The 23,965-nt window shown below is 30.9% G+C and carries 23 protein-coding genes and 2 pseudogenes; 24 read left to right on the top strand and 1 reads right to left on the bottom strand.

The annotated features are described in order from the left end of the window. Positions 1 to 271 precede the first annotated feature (271 nt). A complete protein-coding gene (locus DES33_RS08630; RefSeq protein WP_110058725.1) occupies positions 272 to 1,267 on the bottom strand; it encodes a helix-turn-helix domain-containing protein in 996 nt (331 codons plus the stop codon). 160 nt (positions 1,268 to 1,427) lie between these two features. Between DES33_RS08630 and DES33_RS08625 the strand changes: the two genes are divergently transcribed. The 24 genes and pseudogenes from DES33_RS08625 (at position 1,428) to DES33_RS08505 (ending at position 23,699) form a co-directional block, all read left to right on the top strand. Beyond that, a complete protein-coding gene (locus DES33_RS08625; RefSeq protein WP_110058724.1) occupies positions 1,428 to 3,182 on the top strand; it encodes an ABC transporter ATP-binding protein in 1,755 nt (584 codons plus the stop codon). Further along, the gene (locus tag DES33_RS08620; RefSeq protein ID WP_110058723.1) at positions 3,166 to 4,887 is read left to right on the top strand and encodes an ABC transporter ATP-binding protein; all 1,722 of its coding nucleotides are present in this window, start codon (positions 3,166 to 3,168) and stop codon (positions 4,885 to 4,887) included. The genes DES33_RS08625 and DES33_RS08620 overlap by 17 nt, the downstream gene beginning before the upstream one ends. An 11-nt stretch (positions 4,888 to 4,898) precedes the next feature. Further along, a complete protein-coding gene (locus tag DES33_RS08615) occupies positions 4,899 to 6,242 on the top strand; it encodes an MATE family efflux transporter (protein ID WP_110058722.1) in 1,344 nt (447 codons plus the stop codon). Positions 6,243 to 6,301: 59 nt separating this feature from the next. Then, on the top strand, positions 6,302 to 6,889 hold the full coding sequence (locus DES33_RS08610) for an MptD family putative ECF transporter S component (protein ID WP_110058721.1): 588 nt from the start codon (positions 6,302 to 6,304) through the stop codon (positions 6,887 to 6,889). A gap of 1 nt (position 6,890) precedes the next feature. Next, on the top strand, positions 6,891 to 7,547 hold the full coding sequence (locus tag DES33_RS08605) for an energy-coupling factor transporter transmembrane component T (protein WP_110058720.1): 657 nt from the start codon (positions 6,891 to 6,893) through the stop codon (positions 7,545 to 7,547). A gap of 10 nt (positions 7,548 to 7,557) precedes the next feature. Further along, positions 7,558 to 8,946, top strand: coding sequence for an ABC transporter ATP-binding protein (locus DES33_RS08600; protein ID WP_110058719.1), 1,389 nt, complete (start codon positions 7,558 to 7,560; stop codon positions 8,944 to 8,946). A gap of 19 nt (positions 8,947 to 8,965) precedes the next feature. After that, a pseudogene (locus tag DES33_RS08595) lies at positions 8,966 to 9,484 on the top strand (ATP-binding cassette domain-containing protein); the annotation flags it as partial. 206 nt (positions 9,485 to 9,690) lie between these two features. Further along, complete coding sequence (locus tag DES33_RS08590) at positions 9,691 to 10,305, top strand: ParB N-terminal domain-containing protein (RefSeq protein ID WP_094206232.1); 615 nt, start codon at positions 9,691 to 9,693, stop codon at positions 10,303 to 10,305. A 289-nt stretch (positions 10,306 to 10,594) separates the two neighbouring features. Next, entirely contained in the window at positions 10,595 to 11,344 is a 750-nt protein-coding gene (locus tag DES33_RS08585) for a nucleoside phosphorylase (protein ID WP_110058718.1), read from the top strand. A gap of 215 nt (positions 11,345 to 11,559) precedes the next feature. Further along, positions 11,560 to 12,168 carry a class I SAM-dependent methyltransferase gene (locus tag DES33_RS08580; protein WP_110058717.1) on the top strand — a complete coding sequence of 203 codons (609 nt, stop codon included), beginning with the start codon at positions 11,560 to 11,562 and terminating at the stop codon, positions 12,166 to 12,168. 27 nt (positions 12,169 to 12,195) lie between these two features. After that, on the top strand, positions 12,196 to 12,822 hold the full coding sequence (locus DES33_RS08575; RefSeq protein ID WP_094223797.1) for an L-2-amino-thiazoline-4-carboxylic acid hydrolase: 627 nt from the start codon (positions 12,196 to 12,198) through the stop codon (positions 12,820 to 12,822). 68 nt (positions 12,823 to 12,890) lie between these two features. Then, positions 12,891 to 13,829: an alpha/beta hydrolase gene (locus DES33_RS08570; protein WP_094225121.1), complete on the top strand. Its 939-nt coding sequence runs from the start codon at positions 12,891 to 12,893 to the stop codon at positions 13,827 to 13,829. A 13-nt stretch (positions 13,830 to 13,842) separates the two neighbouring features. Beyond that, entirely contained in the window at positions 13,843 to 14,334 is a 492-nt protein-coding gene (locus DES33_RS08565) for a methyltransferase family protein (protein ID WP_110058716.1), read from the top strand. Positions 14,335 to 15,260: 926 nt separating this feature from the next. Beyond that, positions 15,261 to 16,865 (top strand): ribosomal protection-like ABC-F family protein, encoded by a 1,605-nt coding sequence (abc-f, locus tag DES33_RS08555; protein WP_094225119.1) that lies wholly within the window; start codon positions 15,261 to 15,263, stop codon positions 16,863 to 16,865. A 296-nt stretch (positions 16,866 to 17,161) separates the two neighbouring features. Continuing rightward, positions 17,162 to 17,704 (top strand): STM3941 family protein, encoded by a 543-nt coding sequence (locus DES33_RS08550; RefSeq protein WP_094225118.1) that lies wholly within the window; start codon positions 17,162 to 17,164, stop codon positions 17,702 to 17,704. A gap of 379 nt (positions 17,705 to 18,083) precedes the next feature. Next, a pseudogene (locus DES33_RS09985) lies at positions 18,084 to 18,754 on the top strand (MgtC/SapB family protein). A gap of 5 nt (positions 18,755 to 18,759) precedes the next feature. Then, positions 18,760 to 19,068 (top strand): DUF2651 family protein, encoded by a 309-nt coding sequence (locus DES33_RS08540; protein WP_094225117.1) that lies wholly within the window; start codon positions 18,760 to 18,762, stop codon positions 19,066 to 19,068. Positions 19,069 to 19,202: 134 nt separating this feature from the next. Then, on the top strand, positions 19,203 to 19,496 hold the full coding sequence (locus DES33_RS08535) for a hypothetical protein (RefSeq protein WP_094225116.1): 294 nt from the start codon (positions 19,203 to 19,205) through the stop codon (positions 19,494 to 19,496). A 159-nt stretch (positions 19,497 to 19,655) separates the two neighbouring features. Beyond that, positions 19,656 to 19,889: a hypothetical protein gene (locus tag DES33_RS08530; RefSeq protein WP_110058715.1), complete on the top strand. Its 234-nt coding sequence runs from the start codon at positions 19,656 to 19,658 to the stop codon at positions 19,887 to 19,889. A 107-nt stretch (positions 19,890 to 19,996) separates the two neighbouring features. Beyond that, the gene (locus DES33_RS08525; RefSeq protein ID WP_110058714.1) at positions 19,997 to 20,971 is read left to right on the top strand and encodes an aromatic acid exporter family protein; all 975 of its coding nucleotides are present in this window, start codon (positions 19,997 to 19,999) and stop codon (positions 20,969 to 20,971) included. A gap of 4 nt (positions 20,972 to 20,975) precedes the next feature. Next, positions 20,976 to 21,455, top strand: coding sequence for an NADH-quinone oxidoreductase subunit NuoE family protein (locus tag DES33_RS08520; protein WP_110058713.1), 480 nt, complete (start codon positions 20,976 to 20,978; stop codon positions 21,453 to 21,455). Positions 21,456 to 21,639: 184 nt separating this feature from the next. Beyond that, the gene (locus tag DES33_RS08515) at positions 21,640 to 22,632 is read left to right on the top strand and encodes an NADH:flavin oxidoreductase (protein ID WP_110058712.1); all 993 of its coding nucleotides are present in this window, start codon (positions 21,640 to 21,642) and stop codon (positions 22,630 to 22,632) included. A 9-nt stretch (positions 22,633 to 22,641) separates the two neighbouring features. After that, a complete protein-coding gene (locus tag DES33_RS08510; protein WP_110058711.1) occupies positions 22,642 to 23,058 on the top strand; it encodes a MarR family winged helix-turn-helix transcriptional regulator in 417 nt (138 codons plus the stop codon). A 17-nt stretch (positions 23,059 to 23,075) separates the two neighbouring features. Continuing rightward, complete coding sequence (locus DES33_RS08505; RefSeq protein ID WP_110058710.1) at positions 23,076 to 23,699, top strand: nitroreductase family protein; 624 nt, start codon at positions 23,076 to 23,078, stop codon at positions 23,697 to 23,699. The last annotated feature ends 266 nt before the right edge of the window (positions 23,700 to 23,965 follow it).

Raw genomic sequence — 23,965 nt, 5'->3', positions numbered from 1 at the left:
AAATAATAAAAAATTTGAATCTTTAAATCAAGAGTAAAGGCATAGCCCTGGTCTGACGACCAGCTCTTGACAGAAATCTTCAAATTTTTAAGAAATATAATTAGGCAAAAAGGGAGATTTTTAGAAAAATCTTGACCTTTTAGTTTAATTGTGCCAAAATTAGGTTACAAATATCTGAACTTTCAGATTTTAGTAATAAAAGTATATTTTTTTTTAAATCAAAAAAATATCAGCTCACAACCTATCAGGAGGAGCTGATACACAAAACTTTTCACATACCCCAATAATCGCATTTTAACTTGTGATGTTTGCAAGCTAAATTACGGACCTCACTAGGAAGTTTTCCCTTGTATCTTTTGTAATAAATAGAAAATTTGCTAGCAGATGAATACCCAACAGATTCAGCAATTTCCTTTATAGGTAGATCGGTATTTAAGAGAAGAGTTTCAGCTACATTCATTCTTTTTCTTTGAGTGTATTCTGTAATGCTTTGACCATATTTTTCTTTGAACAAATTTTTTAATTTTGTTCCGCTCATTTTAGATATTTTTTCAAGGGTTTCTTGATTTACATTCATGGCGAAATGATCATCTAAGAATCTTGCTACATCTTCAAGTGCTTTATTATCATCAGACTCAATTTTATATTTCTTCCTATTTAAGTAGGTATCTATTACTATACTCACCCATTCATTTGCTTTGGCTTTAAAGAAAAAATCTGCGGCAGGGGCATTCATCTTGCAATTCAAGATTTCCATTGCCACTTTTTCTAGGGCCTTTGTAAGGATAATTTGATTCGTTTCAAGTAAAGATGAATAAAAAGATTCTGGATCTATATTAATGGATGATAGGTGTTTTTCCAAAAGTTCTCTTTTAAATCCTATGGAAACGGCAAGATAATAGCAGTTCTCATGTAATAAAAATAGGAAGTCATCTTTTATATTATCAAAATCAAGAGTACATAATGAGTTTGCCGTCAAAGTTTGATATGGATTAAACTTTTCTCCATTTGCGCTGACAATGTAGCTTGAATATATTGACACATAATCTGCCATACTATAAGTGCTATTTTGAACTACTTCTTCTTTGATATAAAAATCATGGACATCAATAATAAATCCATCTCCTTCATAAAACCAATACAGGCCTTCTGCATAAGTTAAGTCTTCCTTATTCCAACAAAAAGTGTGCCCTGCACTTGAGTATTTCTTATTGTTTTTACACTCATCTACTTTCATATAATCTTTTACAAAATCGTAATATGTCATAATACACCTATCCCTTTTAGACAATATTCCAATTAGCCTTATTATTTTAAAACCATTGTATTAGTAATTATAGCCGATGTATAATAAAAACACAATGATAGCTATTATCAGCTAAGTAAATTTATACCTAAAAGGAACATCAAAGAAAGGGGAGATGATTATGAAGATTTACAAAAAACTATTTGCTTATGTACAGGATAAAAAATATCTTGGGGTTTTAGCTATAGTATTTTCTGCTATATCTGCTGTACTTACGGTATATGGATATTATTTAATCTACAAATTTCTGGATAAGTTAATCATTAATTCGAATTTATCGGGTGCAGAGAGCTTAGCATTAAAATCTGTTATTACACTAACAATTGGAGCGATATTTTATTTTGTTTCAGGAATGTTTTCACACATCTTGGGATTTAGGCTTGAAACAAATTTGAGGAAAAGAGGGATTGATGGCTTAGAGAAAGCAAGTTTTAGGTTCTTTGACTTGAATCCTTCTGGTCAAATTAGAAAAATCATAGATGACAATGCCGCACAAACTCATCAGGTTGTAGCTCACATGATTCCAGATAGCTCTCAGGCAATAGTTACACCTATACTTGTCCTTGTACTAGGCTTTATAGTAAGTATAAGAGTTGGCATAACCTTGCTTGCTCTTACAATAATTGGTGGCTTAATTTTAGGGGCAATGATGGGTGAACAAGAATTTATGAAGATATACCAAGAAGCCCTATCTAGACTAAGTGCTGAGACTGTTGAATACGTTAGAGGAATGCAAGTTGTAAAAATATTTAGAGTAAATGTTGAGTCATTTAAAAGTTTTTATAAGGCTATAAAAGATTACTCAAAGTATGCTTATGATTATTCGCTATCTTGTAAAAAGCCGTATGTTTGGTATCAGTGGTTATTTTTTGGACTGATTGCAATTTTAATTATTCCTATAGTTTATTTTATGACAAGCTTAGGTAGCGACAAGATTATTTTACTTGAACTTATCATGATTTTATTTTTATCGGGAGTTCTATTTGTTTCATTTATGAGAATGATGTGGTACTCCTTGTACATTTCTCAAGGCAATTATGCAGTAGATACTTTAGAGGCACTTTACGAAGATATGCAAAAAGACAAATTAGTGCATGGTAATGTCAATAATTTTAAAAACTATAATATAGAATTTGAGAATGTTAGCTTTGCTTATAACGATAAAGCTGTCATTGAAAATTTATCCTTTAAATTAGAAGAGGGAAAGTCCTATGCACTAGTTGGTTCATCTGGATCAGGCAAATCAACAGTAGCAAAACTTATATCAGGTTTTTACAATGTTAATGAAGGAACGATAAAGATAGGCGGGACTCCAATAAGTGAATATTCTGACGAAGCTTTAATTAAAGCCATTTCTTTTGTTTTTCAAGATTCAAAATTATTCAAGAAGAGTATTTATGACAATGTTTTTTTAGCTAATAAAGATGCGACAAGAGATGACGTTATGAGAGCCTTAAAATTAGCAGGATGCGATCTGATATTAGACAAATTCCCAGAAAGAGAAAATACTATCATAGGATCAAAAGGAGTTTATTTATCTGGTGGAGAAAAACAAAGAATTGCAATTGCAAGAGCAATTTTAAAGGATTCCAAAATTATTATTATGGACGAAGCATCAGCATCAATTGACCCAGATAACGAGTTTGAACTACAAAAAGCTTTCAAAAATCTTATGAAGGATAAAACAGTTATCATGATTGCACACAGGTTATCAACAATTAAAGACCTTGATGAAATACTTGTGATGGATAGCGGAAAAATTATAGAAAGAGGCTCCGACAAAAAATTAATGTCAAGAGATACAAGGTATAAAAGGTTGCAAGAGATGTTTAACAGTGCGAATGAATGGAGGGTTTCGAATGAAGGAGTTTTATAAAAAAAGATTTGCTCTTACAGATAAGGGAGCGAGAAATTTATCTAAAGCGACAATGGCCTCATTTTTCGTCTACTGTATAAACATGCTTCCTGCAATATTGCTAATGATTTTTGCTCAGGAAGTTTTAGAAAATATCAATAAAAGCAATGGCTTTTATCTAGTATTCTCAGTATTGACCTTGATAGCAATGTATATTTTGCTTTCTATCGAATACGATAAATTATATAGCACAACCTATCAAGAAAGTGCAGATTTAAGAATAAGGACAGCGGAGAATTTATCAAAGCTACCTCTATCATACTTTTCTAAACATGATATTTCAGATCTAGCGCAAACAATCATGTCTGATATTGAAGGCATAGAACATGCAATGAGCCATTCAATACCAAAAGTGGGCGGTATGGCACTATTCTTCCCACTAATATCCATTATGATGCTAGTGAGCAATGTCAAGATGGGCTTAGCTGTAATTATTCCATCACTTTTAAGCTTTATATTTATACCACTATCTAAAAAACATTCAGTTAAGGGAGAGAAAGAATATTATAGGGTTTTAAGAGAAAATTCTGAAAGCTTTCAAGAAAATATCGAGATGCAAATGGAGATTAAAGCCTATGGCTTATCAGATGAAATGAAAGAAAACCTATATGAAAAAATGGATAAAGGTGAAAAAGTGCACTTAAAAGCAGAAATTACAAACATCTTAATTATGTCTATATCTTCAATATTTAGTTTTATTTCCCTTGCTGTCGTAATATTTGTTGGCGTAAATCTAATTATTAGTAAAGAGATAAGCCCTCTCTATCTTGTAGGCTATTTACTAGCGGCTATGAAGATAAAAGACTCTCTAGACGCATCTAAAGAGGGATTGATGGAGATATTTTATTTAACACCAAAGATTGAAAGATTAAAAGAAATTCAAAATCAAGAATTACAAGAGGGCGAAGACTATAATTTGAAAAAATTTGATATTGATCTAAAAGATGTTGAATTTGCTTATAAGAAAGACGCAAAAGTTTTAAATGGTGTAAGCTTTAAAGCTAAGCAGGGAGAGGTTACTGCTTTGGTAGGAGCAAGCGGCTGTGGCAAAACAACTATCTTGAAACTTATATCAAGACTTTATGATTATGACAAGGGACAAATCTCGATCGACGGCAAAGATATAAAAGAAATATCAACAGAATCTCTTTTTGACAAGGTCTCAATAGTTTTTCAAGATGTAGTTCTCTTTAATCAAAGCGTTATGGAAAATATTAGAATCGGAAAGCAAAATGCAAGTGACGAAGAAGTTAAAAGGGCAGCAAAACTTGCAAACTGCACAGATTTTATAGAAAAGATGGATAAGGGTTTCGATACAGTTATTGGTGAGAACGGAGCTGAGCTATCAGGAGGAGAAAGACAAAGGTTATCAATAGCCAGAGCCTTCTTAAAAGATGCGCCGATATTGATTTTAGATGAGATAGCAGCAAGCCTTGATGTTGACAACGAGAAAAAGATTCAAGAGTCTTTAAATAATTTAGTTAAAGATAAAACTGTTGTCATCATTTCACACAGAATGAAATCCATAGAAAATGCTGACAAGATAATAGTTCTTGAAAACGGAAAAGTAGAAAGTGAAGGCAAATATGAAGAGCTTTTACAAAAATCAAAAGTTTACAAGAATTTAATAGAAAAGACAAAAATGGCAGAAGAATTTATTTATTGAGGCGATTAAAAATGAAACAAAACATGAAAGAACAGTTGTTAACCAAGAAGCCATTGTCTTTAATGTTTCAATTATCTATACCAGCAGTAATTGGGATGGTAGTTATAGGCCTATATCCACTTATGGATGGAATATTTGCTGGACAAATAATTGGTGAGAATGCTATGGCGGCTTGCTCAATAGCTATGCCACTTACATTTTTTAATAATGGGATTGCAACGCTTATAGGGATAGGTTCGGCATCCATTTTATCAAGAGCCATGGGAAAAGGTAATAATGATACTATAGACAAACTTATGGGAAATCTTATCTATTGGGTTATCTTTTTTTCAACGATTATAACAATAGGAGGAATACTTCTAGGACCATATTTTTTATATTTAGTTGGAGCAACAGGAGAAATAAAGGCATTAGGAATAAGATATTTAAGAGTAATATTTATAGGTTCAATATTTGTAAACTTTACCCAGTCAGCTAATATGGTAATGCGTGGTGAAGGTCTTATGAAAAGAGCAATGACTATTATGGGACTTGGTGCCTTTATCAATATAGCTCTTGATCCAATACTAATGAAATTAATGGGTGATTATGCCATTGAGGGAGCAGCTATAGCCACTGTAACAGCACAAATAATTCAAGCTGTCATTACTCTTTATTATTTTAAAAATAAAAGTGAAAATGTAAAAATAGGGAAAATAAAAAAAGAAAAAGATATATCAAAGGAAATGTTTGGAGTAGGAGTATCAGCTATGATCATGCAAGTATTTTTCATGGTTCAGCAAACATTGCTTTATAGACAAGCTTTTAAATACGGAGGAGATCCAAATGCAATATTAATGTCAGCAACTTTGAGATTTTATGGGTTTTCATTTATACCAATTTGGGGAATGAGTCAGGGGTTACAGCCGATTATTGGCACAAACTTTGGAGCAAAACAATACAATAGAGTAAAGGAAACTATGAAGATATTTTCTATAGGAGGAACAGTACTTGCAGCAATTTTTTGGTTACCAGCACAAGTATTTTCAAAACAGTTACTTGGTTTATTTAAAGTAAGTCAGGATATAATTTCAAGCGGAGTTAATAATTTCAGAATATTCTATTCAGTATTTATTCTTTATGGAATTATGATTATGACAATAACTTTTTTCCAAGCGATTGGGGATGGGAAAAAAGCTGGAATGATTGTAATGCTAAGGCAGTTAATACTACTTGTTCCAGCCTTACTTATATTGCCAAGAATATTTGGAGCAGGGGCTGTTTGGTGGACAGAACCAGTTGTAGATTTTACTATGATAATGGTAGGTTTAGCAATGCAAGCCAAGGCTCTTTCAAATATGAATGTAAATAATTAAAAATAAAATAATGAGAAAAAACAAAAATAGCAGAAGAATTTATTTATTAGGAGGTTAAAATGGATAATAAAAAATTAAAAGGAAAAGATGTTATTACGATAGGTATATTTACTGCAATATATTTTGCAATCAATTTTGGTTTTATGCTTTTAGGAGGTCTTCATCCATTAATGTGGGTGCTTATGCCTGGTTTTATAGCTTTAGTTGGTTCTATCCCATATATGATTATGGTTCAAAAAGTTAAAAAAACAGGAGCAGTCATAATAATGGGGGTTATTGTTGCTATAATATACTATTTAACTGGTCAATTTAGTTTAATAATAATTGCATCATTAGCAATTGCCAGTATATTGGCAGAGCTAATAAGATACCTATCAAAGTATGATAGTTATAAAGGGAATTCACTTTCATATGCTTTTTTTTCACTAGGTATGATAGGTTCTCCAGCACAAGTATGGATTTTAAAAGATGAATTCATATCAAAAATGCTTGAAAATGGAATGCCAGTAGATTATGTTAATACATTAAAAAGCTTTATTAATACACCAATGTTAATTGTGTTAATTGTAACACCATTTGTTTTTGGATTATTATCTTGTGGGATTTTAAAATCATTTCTATATAAAAATTTTGAGGCGAGAAATTAAAATGTTCAGGCGATTAAAATTAGATCCTAGAACCTCAATAATACTGCTTTTATTGGTAAATATATTTTTCTTTAAAAGTAGAACGGTGGCAAGTGAATTAGTTTTAATGAGCTATTTGTTGATTATATTGACGGTTTGCGGAAATTTTAAATCGGGATTAAAAGTATATTTAACTTTTATTACTTTTTTAATAATAAATTATTTTGTTTTTCCCCATTCACCCAAGTGGATTGTAACGACATTTATTGTACCTGTTTCTTATGCAAGGAAGATTTTTCCTTGCATAATGGCAGGAACATTGTTATACAAAACGGTGACTGTAAGAGGAATTGCAGGAGTTTTTAGAAAATTTAAACTCTCAGAAAATTTTATTTTAGCATTTATGATAACTTATAGATATTTTCCCACATTAAGACAAGATATACATTGTGTTAGAGAATCAATGAAGATTAGGGGGATTAGTATGATTAAAAACATGGATATATTTGTTGTACCTATAATAAATTCTGCAATTGATATGTCTGAAGAGTTATCTAAGGCAGCTGTAACACGAGGAGTCGAGAATCCAGGTAGAAAAACAACTATAATTGATTTTAAAATCACTGTTTATGATGTATTAGTTATTTTATTTGTTGTTTTAATTATGGTTATATTTTAGGTGAGTTAGAATGGGTTATGTAAATATAAATGATGTATCTTGTACCTCTAAAACGGGATATAAAATATTAAAAGGGATCAACTTAAATGTTGAAAAAGGCGAATGTATTCTACTTATGGGACTAAGTGGTTCAGGCAAAACGTCATTGACTAAATTAATAAATGGAATTATACCACATTTTGAAGAAGAAACTGACTTTGTTGGAGAAGTTTTAATAGAGGGAGAATCTACTAGAAATATATCACAATATAAAATTTCAGAAAAAGTTGGTTCGATATTTCAAAATCCAAAATCTCAATTTTTTAATTCTGATGTCGAGGGAGAAATTGTATTTGGTCTTGAAAATATGGGAACTGATCCAGAGTTAATAAAAAAGAGCTTAAAAAAAACTATTAATAATTTAAATATAGATAGATTATTAGGGAAAAATGTCTTCTCATTGTCGAGTGGGGAAAAACAAATTTTAGCTTTTGCATCTATTTTTGCATTAAACACAGATATTGTCGTATTGGATGAGCCGTCTTCAAATCTTGATATGGATACAATTGAAACGATAAAAAACAATATTGAAATATTTAAAAAAGAAGGGAAGACAATTATAGTTGCAGAACATCGACTATATTACTTAAAAGACATAATTGATAAAGCATATTATATAGACGAAGGAATAATTAAGGATTGTTTTACACAAGAAGAGATAAAATTATTTAACTCAAAAAAAGAAAATAATCTCGAAATTAGAACTTTATCTACTCCGAAGTTGGAAGTTCTTGAGAAAGAATTTAATAAAAATGATGAGTATTTATGTGAAGATTTATCGTATACAATAAATGGAAATTTCATATTTAAAGATATTAATATTTCTTTGAATAGAGGTGAAGTATTAGGTATAGTTGGGAAAAATGGTATAGGAAAAACAAGTCTGTTAAAGTGTATTACAGGACTTATGAAGAAAAATACAGGAAGTGTTTTTTTTGACAATAAACTTTTAAATAATAAAGATAGATTAAAAAATACATACCTTGTAACACAGGACATTAATTCACAATTATTCACTCGAAGCGTAAAAGAAGAATGTGAATTAAATTTACCTGAGGATAGATTAAATCAGGTAGATGTAGTTCTAAATAGGCTTGGATTAGATAAATATAAAGATAAGCATCCGATGTCGCTATCAGGAGGACAAAAACAAAGGTTAACAATTGCCTTAGCTCTACTTTCAAATAAAGAAATCATAATTTTTGATGAGCCTACAAGTGGTTTAGATTTCAAAAATATGATAATTGTATCAGAAGCTATAAAAGATTTGGCAAAAAAATCTAATAAAGTTGTAATTGTTGTTTCGCATGATTATGAGTTTCTAAATACGGTAGCGGATGGAATATATGAAATGGCTTGAAAATAAGAATGAGAATTATGGTAAAATTTATGGCATGATAGGATCTAACGGACGTGGGAAGTCAGCACTCTTAAGATGCTTAATAGGTCTTGAGAAAAAATCAAAAGAAGAAATTTATTTTAAAGGAGAGAAACTATCTAAAAAAGAAAGACTCAAAAACTCTTCACTTGTTATGCAAGACGTAAATCATCAATTATTTACAGATGAAGTATTCAAAGAGCTTAGCCTAGGTGTAAAAAATTTTGATGAATAAAAGGCGAAAATCATTTTAAAAGATTTAGGCCTGGACGAATTTGTTGAAAGGCATCCGATGAGTTTATCAGGAGGACAAAAGCAAAGACTTGCAATAACGTCCATAATGTGTAAAGACTCTACTTTTATTTACTATGATGAGCCAACTAGCGGGATGGATTATGCTAATATGATAAAAATATCTGAACTGATTAAAAAATATAGAAATAAAGATAAAATAATTTTTATTGTTTCCCATGATATAGAATTTTTAAATGAAGTGGCAGATGAGATTTTTGAATTGTAAAATAGAGCATGAGAGCAATCTATAGAACTGGATGGTGGTTTGAAAAAATTGACAAATCAAGGTAATTACTATATTATATAGGCAACAGTACCCGACACGCCTCTTAACAATGCGTACCAAGTCGGGTCTTTTGATTATAAGGAGTAATAACGTGAAGAAATCGCCATTTATACAAAACTTCAAAGAAAACTATTCAAGGAGAATAAATGAGAATAGATAGAATCAATACATATGATGACAATCGCTTCAGTCAAGAAGCACTATATCAGCACGGTTGCTACATTGTAGATAGCGATGTGCCTGTAGAAATTAAAATCATATCACAGACCGAGGCAATTATAAAAGGAGAAGAAGCTTATTTTGACGAGGTCATTGAAGAGTTTCGATTTAATGCAGGGCACATCACAAATTTTTATGATGAAAGTGGTAAGCTTATTAAGAAATTCAAAGACGTGGAGGTCTTTAAGCTTGATCTAGATAAAATCCAGCCAATACAGTTCTTTATAGATAGTGATAAATTAGAGGCAGTTAAGAGCTTTGTCAATAGAGAAGAAGACGTGATTATCCCAGTTACAATATGCGAAGACACATACGCGTCCCTAGATGGACACACACGCCTCTACATTGCATATATCCTTGGATTCAAGTACGTATACGCCTATCTTAGTGAAACCTTCTGTGGATTTGACTATTTCTTTGATGAAGCAAGAAAAAGAAATATATTTACAGCAAAAGACTTGACCTTGCTCACACATGATGACTATACAGTTAAGTGGGATAAGTTTTGCGATGAGTATTATATGAGTATAGAGTGTGAATAGACGAGTGTATTGTTCGGGTAAAATAGTAAATAATATTAAGATAAATTAGTAAAATTCTTTATTTTAATGGATGAAATAGAATTATGTATAACACGCGTAAAAAAGAACTTTCTGACATTGCTTTCTTTATGTAAGATTGCTAAGGATGATATTGTCTGAACTGACCTCCTTTAAATTGGTTTTGGGGCCAACTTTTTGGGGGCAGTTCAATGAATACCTTTATTTATTAGTTATTGATATTCACACACATGAATGATTTGAAAAGTTATATAAATTAAGAGGTGAAACTATGATAATAGATAGTTTTGATAATGAAACAGAGCCAGTTTTAAGTCTAAAAGACTTTTATGGAGAAAAGAAAAATATTGCAGAAAAATGTTTGATAATATTTTCGAAAGGCATACTAGAATATTTGCTTGACAACTTTGAGTGCGAAGAAATTGGAAATATAGGATCCGTAAATGGGTCAAGACCAGTATATAAAAGTAGATTTGAAGGTCAAGAATTTGTATTTTATCTTACTATGATGGGTTCGGCTCTTGCTTCAGGAGATTGTGTAGAAGTTAATTGGATTACAGGTGCCAATAAATTTATTATGTTTGGATCTTGTGGCAGTCTTGACAAGGAAAAGACTTTTGGAAAGTACATTATACCAACAGAGGCTTATAGAGGTGAAGGAGCATCTTATTATTATGCGGCTCCTTCAGATTATCTTGATATTAAATACCATGATAAGCTTGAAGAATTTTTTATCAAGGAAAAAGCTCCCTACACTAAGGGAAAAGTCTGGACTACAGATGTTATGCTTCGTGAGACACGCGGACTCGTTTCAAAGAGAAAGGCAGAAGGATGTATAGCAGTAGAAATGGAGCTTGCAGGTGTTCAAGCAGCTTGTGGTTTTTATGAATTTGAACTTTATAACTTTCTTGAAGCAGGAGATGTATTAGATGAGAGCTGTTATGAGGTCGAAGGACTCCATAATGCCAACCATGATCTTGGAAAATTGTATTTGGCATTAAAATTTTTAAAAGAAATTTAAGATAAACAAATCAAGAGGTTAGTATTGAAATAAATGGTTTTTAGGATTTAAAAGAAATCTTAAAAGCCGTTTTTTATTTAAAAAAAAGTAATATGAAATTTGTTGTGGAAGTCGTAATATATCGTCTACACCAGTTTGTTTTGCATAAAATCTTAAATCAAAAGGAGAAAACGTGGTATAATATAGATGAGAACATATATCAATAGGAGAATGAAATGTTTAAGCGCTTTTTTGAAAATTTTAGAAAACCTAAAGACAATTTTGGCGGCAGATTTATGTTAAAAAGCATGAATAAAGGACATGAAAAATTGGCAAGTTGGGGAAGGTCTTACATAAATATTGAAAACGATTATATTGTCCTAGATTTGGGCTGCGGCGGCGGTGCTAACATAAAATATTTTTTAACTAAAGCAAAAAAAGTTTACGGAATTGACCACTCAGAAACTAGTGTAAAGATGGCTAGTGAGATAAATAAAGAAGCGATTGAGTCTGGAAGATGCGAGATTTCATTGGGAGACGTAAGAAGCCTTCCTTTTGAAGATGAATCCATAGATATCGTCACAGCGTTTGAAACTATTTATTTTTGGAATGATATAGAAGAATGTTTTAAAGAAATTTATCGTGTGCTTAAAATGGGCGGACAATTTTTAATATGCAATGAAGTATCATCTATGAAAAGAAGAGATGTAAAAAAATTAGCACATATGATAGAAATGGAAGTATACACACCCGACGACTTAACAAGAATGCTTGGGAAATTGGGATTTAATTTTGAATATCATTTAGATAGAAAACAACAAGTCGTATTTATCGCAAGAAAATAGATAAGATAAAGAAAGGCAAGGATAAAAATGAAATATCACAGTTTTTATTTCTATCAGTTTCAACATCCTATGAAAAAAGTTTTGGTGGAAAAATATGGAAGAAAGTATGCAAGGGATATCCTCAAAAAAAGCAAAAAAATTTATCGAAAACTAGTAGAAGAAGCAGATGATATCGGAGATGATAATCCCATGGCATACAATGAGATGTTCGCTCTTGTATTTGTTGCACCATATTTAGCAAGCGAAAAAGAAATTCCGCCAGAGACTATCCAGGAAATGATGCGTCGCTCTCTGTATTTTGTCAAATGGTTTTTTTCATTAACTAATCTAAATACTAAGAGGGGGAAAGAAGCCAATAAGAAAAATATAGTTAAGTATTATAAATGGTATACAGAAGAAAAAGAAAAGCTCTATCCCACATCATTTAAGGTCGATTTTGAGGGAGAACCATATGAGGGCGCTTGTTATTATAGAATTACTCGCTGCCCTATTTGCACATACACTAAAAAGCTTGGGGTACATGAATTAATGCCGCTATTCTGTGAATTGGATGAGGTTATGATAAGTCTTCAACATGGAGTTTTACATAGAAAAGGCACGATAGCAAATGGGGCAGATTGTTGTGATTATTTTATCACAGGTGATAGAGAATGAACCAATGTTATATGAATAAGAAATTGGTAAAGTTTGTGATTAATTTATTATTATTGGAGTAGACTAAAATGAGCTTAACTTATAAAATTGCATCGACAATTGTAAGACTTATCGGAGTCAAAAAAATGTTTTTAAAGAACAAAGAAGAGATGCTTGAGTATGCAAAAGGTGAAAATGCAAAAATAGTATTTGATTTAGAAAAGGCAAAGAAAAGAGCCGAGAGAAAAAATTACTATCTTTATGACAGAGATGTTATGGGTTACAGACTGATTTCATATCAAAAAAATCAAATTCCTTCCGAAGGCGCAGTTCTTTATCTATTTGGCGGAGGAATGATAACACAACCGGACAAATTGGACTTTGCTTTGTCGGAAAGAATAATGCAACAAACCGGAAAAGATGTATGGTTTTTATTTTATCCTCTTTGTTCAGAAAATGTAAAGATAGATAAGACATATGAAGTATCATTTGAAGCCTATAGGCTGATGACCGAAAGTTACAAGTCAGAAAACATCAGCGTCCTTGGATTTTCATCAGGAGCTTGTCTATCACTAGGGATTTTTTTGCATAACAACGCCATAGGAAGACCACTTCCAATGCCAGGCAAGATTATTTCAGTTTCTCCAGGAGGAATTCCAGATGTAACTGTCGATGAAAATAAAGAAATTTGGGAGAAATTAAAAGAACTTAACCACAAGGATGTAATGATTGATCCGACGTACATTAAAACAGCAAGAGAAATCGCAAAAGGAGATGAAGACATACCTGAATATATGTTAGATGGAACTGTAGGAGATTTTACCGATTTTCCGAAAACATATTTTTATTACGGCGAAAATGAATGCCTCTATGCCTTTGCGCAAACCTTTAAAAAAGCAATGGAAAAATACCACGTACCATACGAAATTATTGTTGGAAAAGGAATGTGCCACTGCTATCCATTGGTGAGATTTTTTAAAGAAGGAAGAGAAGCACAAGATGAAATTATTGAATTGTTAGGACAATAATTGAGGACAGACAATGAAATCAGAAGAATTTAAAATGCCGATATTCGGTGTCGGGCCAATATATGTAATAACATGTCTAATCCTTACAATAGCTGGGATATGGCTTCATCTCAATGGATGCATTTATCAAGGGAAAATCATTAAAGGCAAAATGTTTTTTATTATAGCAGCAATATTCATGATCCTTTTAGGAATATATTTATGGATACAAGCAGTAATAGTTCAGAAAATAAATAAAAAAGTTACAGAAAAAAAGTTGATAACAACAGGAGTATACAGTATAGTAAGAAATCCTGTTTATTCAGCATTTATATTTATATTCACAGGTCTACTTTTATTTACAGCAAACTATATTTTATTAATACTTCCATTTGTATTTTGGGCTTTTTTAACAATATTAATGAAAAACACAGAAGAAAAATGGTTAAAAAATGAATTTGGAGAAGAATATGAAATATATTTAAAACAAGTAAATCGAGTAATTCCACGGATCAGAAGAAAATAAAATTAATCTTATGCAAGCATCTACAGTTGTAGGTGCTTTTTTATGGATAATTTTAGGAAGAGATAATAAATGCAGAAATATATAAAGCTGAACCGTTAAATACTTGAATGAAAAATGGACAAATATTTGAATAACTGATAAATTGGAGGCAGTTAAGAGTTTTGTCAATAGAGAAGAAGACGTGATTATCCCAGTTACAAAACGCGAAGACACATACGCGTCCCTAGAGACGGACACACACGCCTCTACCTTGCATTTAGCCTTGGATTCAAGTACGTATACGCCTATCTTAGTGAAACTTTCTGTGGTTTTGACTATTTCTTTTATGAAGCAAGAAAAAGAAATATATTTACAGCAAAAGACTTGACCTTGCTCACACCTGATGATTATACAGTTAAGTGGGATAAGTTTTGCGATGAGTATTATATGAGTATAGAGTGTGAATAGACGATTGTATTGTTAGGGTAAAATAGTAAATAATATTAAGATAAACTAGTAAAGTTATATTTAACAGGATAAATGTCCTATCAAGCACTTGCTAATCAATTTAAAATCAATAATCCATCTCCTATTGTTAGAAGGCAACTGGTTTTAGAAGTTAAGGCTAGATGGGCTTAAACAAAAAAATAGAGGAAGACCTTCAAGTATAAATATAAGGTTTCAAATCTTTATATATACAAATTCCGCTGGAAAAATAAAAACTGATAAATAAAAATTTACAGAAAAGATAGACGGAGTTATTGCTATGGTGAGCAATAAGGTGTGAAATGGACAAGTCAATCTGTTTATGATGATAGGGGATTGATTGTTTTTATGGGTATAAATTATTAAGTAGTGTTAGGAGGTACAGACAAATGAACAATAGATATAGTCTTACAAATAACTAAGAGAGGAAATGAAATCCTCTCAAAAAAATAGGAGGATTTATGATATATATACAAAACTTGATAAAAACCGTATCTGATAAAAAACTATTTGAAATTAATAGTTTATCAATAAATGAAAATGATAAGATAGCCTTAATAGGTGACAATGGAACGGGTAAAAGTACTCTTCTAAGAATAATATTAGGAATAGATAAAGACTATACTGGTCAAGTAAGAGTGCATAGAGATTTAGGATATTTATTAAATTATGATATTCAAGTTAAGAATTTTTCTGATGAAATCTATTCCAAATCTCAGTTAAAGATTGATGACGATTATAGTCCGGGTGAGGAACAAAGATTAAAATTAACAGGTATTTTATCAGATAGTTTTAAGTTTCTTTTGATAGATGAGCCTACATCCCATTTAGACTTAAAGCAAAAAGAAGAACTTATAGAAAAACTAAATTCAAGAAAAGTAGGATACCTTTTAATTTCTCATGATCGTGATTTTATTAATAAAACTTGTGAAAAGATTCTAGAATTAAAGAATGAAGAAATTCAAGAATATAATGGAGATTACAAATTCTATCTTGAAGAAAGAGAGAAAAGACAAAAGTTTCAAGAAAAAGAGTATTCAAATTATATAAAGGAAAAGAAAAGACTTGAAAATTTAGCCATAAATATAAAAGAACAATCTTCAAAAGTAAGAACCACGCCTAAGAGGATGGGAAACTCAGAAGCTAGACTTCATAAAATGGGCGGTCAAGTAAACAAGAAAAAATTAGACAAACAAGTGAAATCTGTAGAATCTAGGATTAATCAACTAGAAGTAAAGGAAAAACCTAAAGAAGAAAAAGAGATACAACTATCCATTCCAGATAATAAACGAATTCATTCTAAGATATTGATAAGGACGGAAAACATAAATAAAAAATTTGGAAATAAGCTTTTGTTTGAAAAATCCAACTTCCAAATAAACAACAATTCTAAAATAGCGCTAATTGGAGAAAACGGAAGTGGGAAAACTACCCTTTTAAAGATGATTCTTAATAAAGAAAATATATGGGTGCATCCAAATCTTAAAATAGGTTATTTTAGTCAAATGAGTGATATTCTAGAAGAAAAATCCAGCATTTTAAAAAATGTATCAAATACGTCTATATATGATGAAACAATGACAAGAATTGTTCTTGCAAGACTAGGGTTTAAGACTAACGATGTATATAAGATTATAAATGTGTTAAGCGATGGAGAAAAAGCTAAGGTAAAATTGGCTAAAATTTTAACATCTGATTTTAATTATCTTATATTTGATGAACCGACAAACTTTTTGGATATAAGAGCAATAGAAAGTTTAGAAAATCTACTGAAATATTATGATAGACCATTTATTTTTGTAAGTCATGATGAGGATTTTATCAACAATTTAGCTAGTAGTCTTTTAATAATCAAAGATAAAAAAATCATTCAGTTTAATGGTAATTTAAGAGAATATAAGGTCAGACAAAAAAGTCACAATAGAAATATTGACAAAGATGAATTATTGCTTGATTTTAGAATATCATCAATAAGTTCAAGACTTTCTATGGATTTATCGAAAGATCAAAGAGAAAAATTAGAAGAAGAATATAAAAAACTAATATCGAAGAGAAACGGCAATTAAATCTTATGCTTTTAGCATCTACATTAGTAGGTGCTTTTTTCATGCAATTTAATATTGGAATTCATATATAAATGTCGCATAAAGGGTTTTGAATTATTATTGTTAGGGTTTACCAAAATTTCGTGTTATATTTTAATATCAATTTTCCAACGTTAATTCTATGTAAATTATGATATTTTATTGAGTTATAAAGGATTTCAAAGAATAAAATATGTTATAATAACGCAAAGGAAAAAATGTTTTGTATACTATAAAATATCAATAATGTTAAAAGCTGAAATGCGTTTGGAGGAACGATGGATAATAGGATTGAAATATTTAGTGGAAAATTTAATAATATAAAAATAAGTTTAATGGGTATTTTTATGACAATTATGTCAGCTGTTATAATATTCATTGGATTTTGTTCAGGGAGTATTTTGTATAAGATATTTACATTGATTTTTGGTGCATTTGGAGTATTATTTTTTGGAGCAGCAACATTGCTTTGTATTAAAAATATTTTTGTGAGAAAACCAATTTTAATTATTGATAACGAAGGATTTTACGACAATTCAAGTATAGCATCTTTGAAAAATTCTTTGATAAGTTGGGACTCAGTTAGTAAGATAAAAAATATTCCTATGATGGGTCAAGGAATGGTATCGATATTTATGAAAGACCAGGAAGCATATTTGGAGAAGTTACCTATATTTAAAAGGTTAATAACTAAAATGAACCTTGCTTTGGGATATGGAGAGATAACAATTAATATGAATCAAATTCAGAATATGGATGGTGAAGAGCTGACTGAAATTATGAATGAATATCGAAAGAATCGCCGTAAACACAAATCTTGATTTATTGATAGGAAAGAAAATTCTTGTGTATTGATATTCAAGATAATAAAATAAATTAAACAAATATCCGATAAGTCTTATGTAAGTATGACTTTGTCGGATATTTTTTTGTAATAAACATTAGAACGTTTATCAAAAGTAAGACTGTTTTTGTGAAATTATAATGAAATTTTGTGATAATAATACTAGATTGACATGAAAATAAAATTATAGCTTGATTGCAGAAATACTTAAAGCATCTACATTTGTAGGTGTTTTTTATGTAAAATTAAGAAATTATGCACAATTTATTATTTTTCGATTTCGAAAAACTATTTAAGGTTAACAAAAATGGCTTATTCAAAATAATTATTGGGTATAATTATGTAAGGAGGAATTTATGGATATTTTTTTAGTGGCGGTTAGATTAATATTAGCTGCGATTCTTGGAGCTGTGATTGGGATAGAAAGAGAAATAAAAAACAGGGCAGCGGGTTTTCGAACTCATATTATTGTAAGTGTTGGAGCATGTTTAATCATGTTAATCGGTATAGATGCAATCGGCGATTTATCTAGCGACAATGCTAGAGATGCTGCAAGATTAGCAGGACAGGTTGTCAGTGGAATAGGATTTTTGGGTGCAGGGACTATTCTTCAAAAAAGAATGGCGTATCAGGTCTTACTACAGCTGCAACTTTGTGGCTTTCAGGAGCGATTGGGCTTGCTGTGGGAATTGGATATTATGAAGGTGCAATTATTGCAACTGTTATTTGTCTGATAACTTTGGTTTCACTTAAAGGAATCAGTGATTTAATCAACAAGAAAACTACAAAATCCTACTCAATGATTTTTGATACTTATAATTTCAATCAGGAAAGTTTTTATGAATTTACTTCTAAACAAGGAGTTGAAGTGAGAAAACTCGACATTATTGATGAGGATATGGATGACAAATCAATGATTGAGGTGACTTTTTCTTTTAATAAAAATTATGATATTGACGGATTTTTCAAAAAATTAAAGTCAGAATATAATTTGCAATCTGTAAAATCGGTTGATGATGAGGAATAGATATTATGAATAGAATTAAAAAACTTTTCCCGTATTTAATGGTCAATGTAATCTGTTTTTATTTGTTGACATTATTAATGAAAGATACGGGCAGTGGAATGTTTATTTTATTATTTGTAATTCCTGTTATAACTTTTGTGAATGCTATAATGTGTGGCAGGAAGAATTCTTTTGACTTTCTGTACCCTCTTTTAGTTATGGCGATTTTCGTGCCTTACGTACTTATTTATATGAATGAAAGTGCCACAATTTATATATTTATTTATGGCGCGATTTCGTTGATGGGATTATTTGTGGGTAGCAGATTGGACTAAATACAGAAATATATAAAGCTTAACAGCCGAATACTTGAATGAAAATACGTCAAATACTTGAATAGAAATACGTTAAATACTTGAACAAAAACTGTTCTAACATTGTTTAGATTGAACAGACGAAGGAGGACTTCATGAAAAAACCAAGCATAACACAAACAATTCTTTGTCTAATAATAGGACTACTCCCTCTTACTGGATATTATTTTTTGATGACAGAATATTTTAAGGTCAGTCCATTTGAAGCCTATTATTGGATTCCTACAATTTATTTGATAATTTGCTATGTATTATATCCTTCAGCAGTGGGGAAATTGAGCGATTCAACATTTGAGAAAACTTCAACTGAATTTATTTCCGCCAAGACTATAATGATGCTTTCATTTATTTTTGCACCATTTATTTTGATTTTCAAAAGAAATAAATAATTAATTAATGTGAAAATCTTCTCTGTGTACATACGGTGAAGATTTTTAGTTTGTTACAAGTTTTAGATAGTATATGAATTTAAAAAAATAACTAATGGAGATATAATGTTGACCGTAGACTTGATATTTCTTATATCAACAGATTAATGGAGGTAATTTATGGCTTTATTTGGACAAAACAAAACACCAGAAGAAAAACACGTCGAAAAGTTGCAACAATTTATAAAAGAATACGATCTAGAAGATTTGGACAGAAAAAGCGTGGAAGAGATATTTCAAGCTTCAGAAGTCATGACTAAGAGTTATTTTTCAGCTTTAGTTAAGCAAAATGTTATTATAATTAAGCAGTTGAACAAACTCAATGAAAATATCGAAAAATTATTAGACAAATAAAGTTCACGAAGCATCTACATTTGTAGGTGCTTTTATTGTGGCTAAAATTACCATTTGAAACACAAATTGGGTATAAATAATACAACGAAAGTATATAGGAGTTTATTATGAAAAAATCGATAGTATCTAGAACGATTAAAACGGCTTTGGCTTCACTTTTGGCGATAATTGTCTCTCAAGAGTTATCTCTTGAATTTGCAGCTGCGGCAGGAATTATTGCAATACTCAATGTGTTTGATACTAGAAAAGCTACGATAGAAGGTGGCTTGAAGAGGACTTTGTCCGCGGTCATTGCTCTTTTGATTGGAGGATTTTTATTTGAAAAATTAGGATACAAAACTTGGGTTTTCGGATTGTATTTGCTATTATTTGTGCCTGTATCTTTTTTGTTAAAGATAGAGCTTGGGTTGGGACCTTCAAGTGTAATTGTGACACATTTATTGGCGTTCGGAAGAATTGACTCAGCTATTATTTTGAATGAAATGGCACTAGTGTTTATAGGGACAGGATTTGCAATGCTAACCAATTTCTACGCTCCTACAAGCCAAGATAGATTAAACAAGTTAATCGATAATATTGACGAAGATATGACATTCATTTTGAATTTGTTCGGCCAATCTCTGATAACACATTTAGATGTGAAGTTATACAAAGACAAGATTTCAAAACTTGATGAAGACATCGATAAGGCGATTGAAATTGCGATAATTGAAAATGATAATTTAATTGAAAATAGCAGAGATATACTGGACAATTTGCGTTTGAGAGATAGGGAGATGGATTTATTAGAAGAGATGTATCATGATTTGAAGACAATTCCTGCTGAATACTCAGATGGGAAATACATTTCGGATATTTTAATTGAAACTTCTGAAAATTTGAGAAATAGTGAAGAAATCACGAAAGTAAAAAATAGAATTGATTTTCTAAAAAATCATTTCAATATGATGAAATTGCCGGAAAGTCACGAAGATTTTGCTATTCGTTCTGCAATTTTTCAAGCGTTCAGAAGTCTGGATCAATTTGTGGATATAAGTATATATATTAATAATAAACTTAATAAGAAAAAAGGTAGAGGGTGATTATATGTGTGAAGGAAAGAATGAGGAGCTGATTTTCAGGGAAAAGCTAGAGGAAGCTGTGGAGAGTTTTGGCAAGGGTAGCCAAGAGGGAGCGAAGGTTTCTATTAGAAATTGCCAGGATTTTTTTGGTTGTGTTTCGATTAGTCACCAAAAGCAAATAGCAGACGCTTTTGATATTGATGAGAAATACATCAAGACGATTATTAAATTCATTCCATCTATCAAAGAATCAAAGGTTGAATGCGAGATTGTGTGCTGTTCGGGACCGAGATGTGCGAAGAACGGCTCGATGGAAGTGTTGAAGACGGTGAAAAAAGAGCTTGGAATGGATTTTAATGAAACATCTGCTGATGGAAAAATTCGACTCAGAACTCAAAATTGTTTCAAGAAATGTAAGGATGGTCCCAATATTATGATTAATGGTAAATTCTATCACCACATGAATGCGGATAAAACGAAAGAAGTTCTGGGAAAAATCAAATAAAATTTTAGTTACAAATAAGCCTTGTTATTTAACATTGGCTTATTTTTAATTTGATCATAAAAATTCTATGAATTTAGAGAGATCCTTATCAAGAGGATTTGACAAAATATACTATTAGAATTATAATTGACATATCAATAATTGACGTATTAAATATTGACGTATCAACTAAATGGAGGTAAACATGAAATTATCACAAGAATTGAAATCAAAAAATATTAATTTTAAAAATAGAGTCATAATGCCACCGATGGCGACAGCTAAGGCTGATGAAAATGGTCATATTACCGATGAAATCCTGAACTATTATGAAGATAAGACGAAAAACAAATTATTTTCAACTGTAATTATCGAACACAGTTTTGTGGATGAATTAGGAAAAGCCAGCAAAAACCAAACATCCATAGCAGACGATTCTACAATTGATGGAATGAAAAAACTTGTAAATTTAGTTAAAGCCAATGGTTCATCTGTAGTATTACAGATTTCTCACGCTGGTAGTTCTACTAATGAAGAAGTTATCGGACAACAACCTGTAGCACCATCAGCTATCAAAAACCCTTCAAAGGATAAAGCTGAGCTTCCAAGAGAACTTTCATTAGAAGAAATAGAAGATATTATCGAAAAATTTGTAGATGCGGCAGTAAGATCAAAAGAAGCTGGATTTGATGGAGTGGAAATCCATTCTGCTCATGGATATTTATTGAACCAATTTTTGTCACCATTAACTAATAAAAGAACTGATGAATACGGTGGAGATATTGATGGAAGAATTAAAATTCATTTGGAAATTATAAGAAAAATCAGGGAAAAAGTTGGAGGAGATTATCCGATTTTTATAAGAATAGGAGCAGGAGATTATTTGGATGGGGGATTATCGACAGAAGACAGTATTCACGCAGCTGTAGAATTCGTAAAAGCCGGTGCAGATGTGTTGGATATTTCTGGTGGAATGTGTATGTTTTCAATCGATGATAAAAGAGCAGGATTCTTCGATTTTTTAGCAAAGCCAATTTTTGAAAATGTAGATGTGCCAGTAATTTTGACTGGAGGAGTAAAAACAGGTGATGATGTTGAGGACATATTAAATCGTGGAGTATGCGATTTGGTAGGAGTTGGAAGATCAGTATTCAAGGATTCCAATTGGATGAATGAACAAATCAAACCAATTATGTAAAGGGAAAATATGGAACTTAAGCAATTTAGTAATGCTTTGCACAAACTTAGATGTGTGGAGCAAAATCTTACAAAAGAATTTGAAAATAGTACGGGATTTTCATTAACCAGATACGAAATTTTGATATATCTGGACGAGAAAGAACAAAGTCTTCAAACAGAAATTGCAGAACATATTGGGATTGATCCTGCGGCGATTACTCGTCAACTCAAAATTTTGGAAAAAGAAGGATTTGTTACAAGAGATAGAAATGCTGAAAATGCAAGAGAAATCATAGTTACACTTACTGACTATGCGAAATCTGAACCACAAATTTGCAAACAAAAGCACAAGGATAATCCATGCAATATTGCTGTGTCTATTTCTAAAAGAGAAATTGAAGAATTAATGCAGATTTTGGAATCTATTGAAGAAAAGTTGCAATAAAAACTAGGGGGTATTTAATGAATAATAATTTTGAAGATGTTGTATTTAACAGACATTCTGTAAAAGAATTTGATGTAAACAAAAAAATTAGTAGAGAAGAAATGATACAAATTTTAGAAGAAGCAACACTTGCACCATCATCAGTGAATCTTCAACCATGGAGATTTGTGGTTGTTGAATCTGATGAAGCAAAGGATAAGCTTCGTCCACTTATTAGATTTAATGTTAGACAAAACGATACTTCTTCTGCGATGATTTTGATATTTGGCGATATGAAATGTTACGAAAAAACCGAAGAAATCTACAACAAAGCAGTTGAAAAAGGTTACATGACAGAAGATGTCAAGAAACAAATGATGGATCTTGTGTTACCTGCCTATAAAAATTTCTCACAATCTGAGATGAATGATGTAGTTAAAATTGATTCTAGTTTGATGGCTATGCAACTAATGTTAGTTGCAAGAGCTCACGGATATGATACAAATCCTATTGGTGGTTTCGAAGCAGACCAACTTGCACAAGCTTTCGGACTTGATCCGGAAAGATATGTTCCTGTGATTATAATCGCAATTGGTAAATCGGATTATGAACACCATGAATCTGTAAGATTGGATATTAAAGATATTGCAAAATTTGAATAAATTATAAATTGAGTGATTGGTTAATTAAATATATAAAAAAACAATGACCATTAAACTTCATCAAAACCAAGAATTTATTTGAACAAAACTACGGTAAAATATATTTATGGATAATTTTATGGAAATGTCCAAAATTATAATAGATAGTTTGTAAAAAATAAGGCTAGCAATTGACCTGAACCCGTAAACACGGAATAATTTAATAATATTTTAAGCGGAATGTAATCTGTACATAACAGGGGACATTCCGTTTAATTTTGTTTTAA

The sequence above is a fragment of the Finegoldia magna genome (assembly GCF_003182075.1).
Classification (GTDB): Bacteria; Bacillota; Clostridia; order Tissierellales; family Peptoniphilaceae; genus Finegoldia; species Finegoldia magna.
The sequence above is the reverse complement of the archived record's forward strand: the minus strand, read 5'-3'. Positions and strand labels throughout refer to the sequence as shown.

Bases quoted from the DNA above. Each gene is read 5' to 3' on its own strand.
- DES33_RS08575 (WP_094223797.1), top strand. From the start codon at position 12,196: ATGAAATATCACAGTTTTTATTTCTATCAGTTTCAACATCCTATGAAA.
- DES33_RS08605 (WP_110058720.1), top strand. From the start codon at position 6,891: ATGTTCAGGCGATTAAAATTAGATCCTAGAACCTCAATAATACTGCTT.
- DES33_RS08515 (WP_110058712.1), top strand. From the start codon at position 21,640: ATGAAATTATCACAAGAATTGAAATCAAAAAATATTAATTTTAAAAAT.
- DES33_RS08570 (WP_094225121.1), top strand. From the start codon at position 12,891: ATGAGCTTAACTTATAAAATTGCATCGACAATTGTAAGACTTATCGGA.
- abc-f (WP_094225119.1), top strand. From the start codon at position 15,261: ATGATATATATACAAAACTTGATAAAAACCGTATCTGATAAAAAACTA.
- DES33_RS08620 (WP_110058723.1), top strand. From the start codon at position 3,166: ATGAAGGAGTTTTATAAAAAAAGATTTGCTCTTACAGATAAGGGAGCG.
- DES33_RS08550 (WP_094225118.1), top strand. From the start codon at position 17,162: ATGGATAATAGGATTGAAATATTTAGTGGAAAATTTAATAATATAAAA.
- DES33_RS08610 (WP_110058721.1), top strand. From the start codon at position 6,302: ATGGATAATAAAAAATTAAAAGGAAAAGATGTTATTACGATAGGTATA.
- DES33_RS08630 (WP_110058725.1), bottom strand. From the start codon at position 1,267: ATGACATATTACGATTTTGTAAAAGATTATATGAAAGTAGATGAGTGT.
- DES33_RS08535 (WP_094225116.1), top strand. From the start codon at position 19,203: ATGAAAAAACCAAGCATAACACAAACAATTCTTTGTCTAATAATAGGA.
- DES33_RS08615 (WP_110058722.1), top strand. From the start codon at position 4,899: ATGAAACAAAACATGAAAGAACAGTTGTTAACCAAGAAGCCATTGTCT.
- DES33_RS08525 (WP_110058714.1), top strand. From the start codon at position 19,997: ATGAAAAAATCGATAGTATCTAGAACGATTAAAACGGCTTTGGCTTCA.
- DES33_RS08600 (WP_110058719.1), top strand. From the start codon at position 7,558: ATGGGTTATGTAAATATAAATGATGTATCTTGTACCTCTAAAACGGGA.
- DES33_RS08590 (WP_094206232.1), top strand. From the start codon at position 9,691: ATGAGAATAGATAGAATCAATACATATGATGACAATCGCTTCAGTCAA.
- DES33_RS08510 (WP_110058711.1), top strand. From the start codon at position 22,642: ATGGAACTTAAGCAATTTAGTAATGCTTTGCACAAACTTAGATGTGTG.
- DES33_RS08625 (WP_110058724.1), top strand. From the start codon at position 1,428: ATGAAGATTTACAAAAAACTATTTGCTTATGTACAGGATAAAAAATAT.
- DES33_RS08565 (WP_110058716.1), top strand. From the start codon at position 13,843: ATGAAATCAGAAGAATTTAAAATGCCGATATTCGGTGTCGGGCCAATA.
- DES33_RS08580 (WP_110058717.1), top strand. From the start codon at position 11,560: ATGTTTAAGCGCTTTTTTGAAAATTTTAGAAAACCTAAAGACAATTTT.
- DES33_RS08530 (WP_110058715.1), top strand. From the start codon at position 19,656: ATGGCTTTATTTGGACAAAACAAAACACCAGAAGAAAAACACGTCGAA.
- DES33_RS08505 (WP_110058710.1), top strand. From the start codon at position 23,076: ATGAATAATAATTTTGAAGATGTTGTATTTAACAGACATTCTGTAAAA.
- DES33_RS08540 (WP_094225117.1), top strand. From the start codon at position 18,760: ATGAATAGAATTAAAAAACTTTTCCCGTATTTAATGGTCAATGTAATC.
- DES33_RS08585 (WP_110058718.1), top strand. From the start codon at position 10,595: ATGATAATAGATAGTTTTGATAATGAAACAGAGCCAGTTTTAAGTCTA.
- DES33_RS08520 (WP_110058713.1), top strand. From the start codon at position 20,976: ATGTGTGAAGGAAAGAATGAGGAGCTGATTTTCAGGGAAAAGCTAGAG.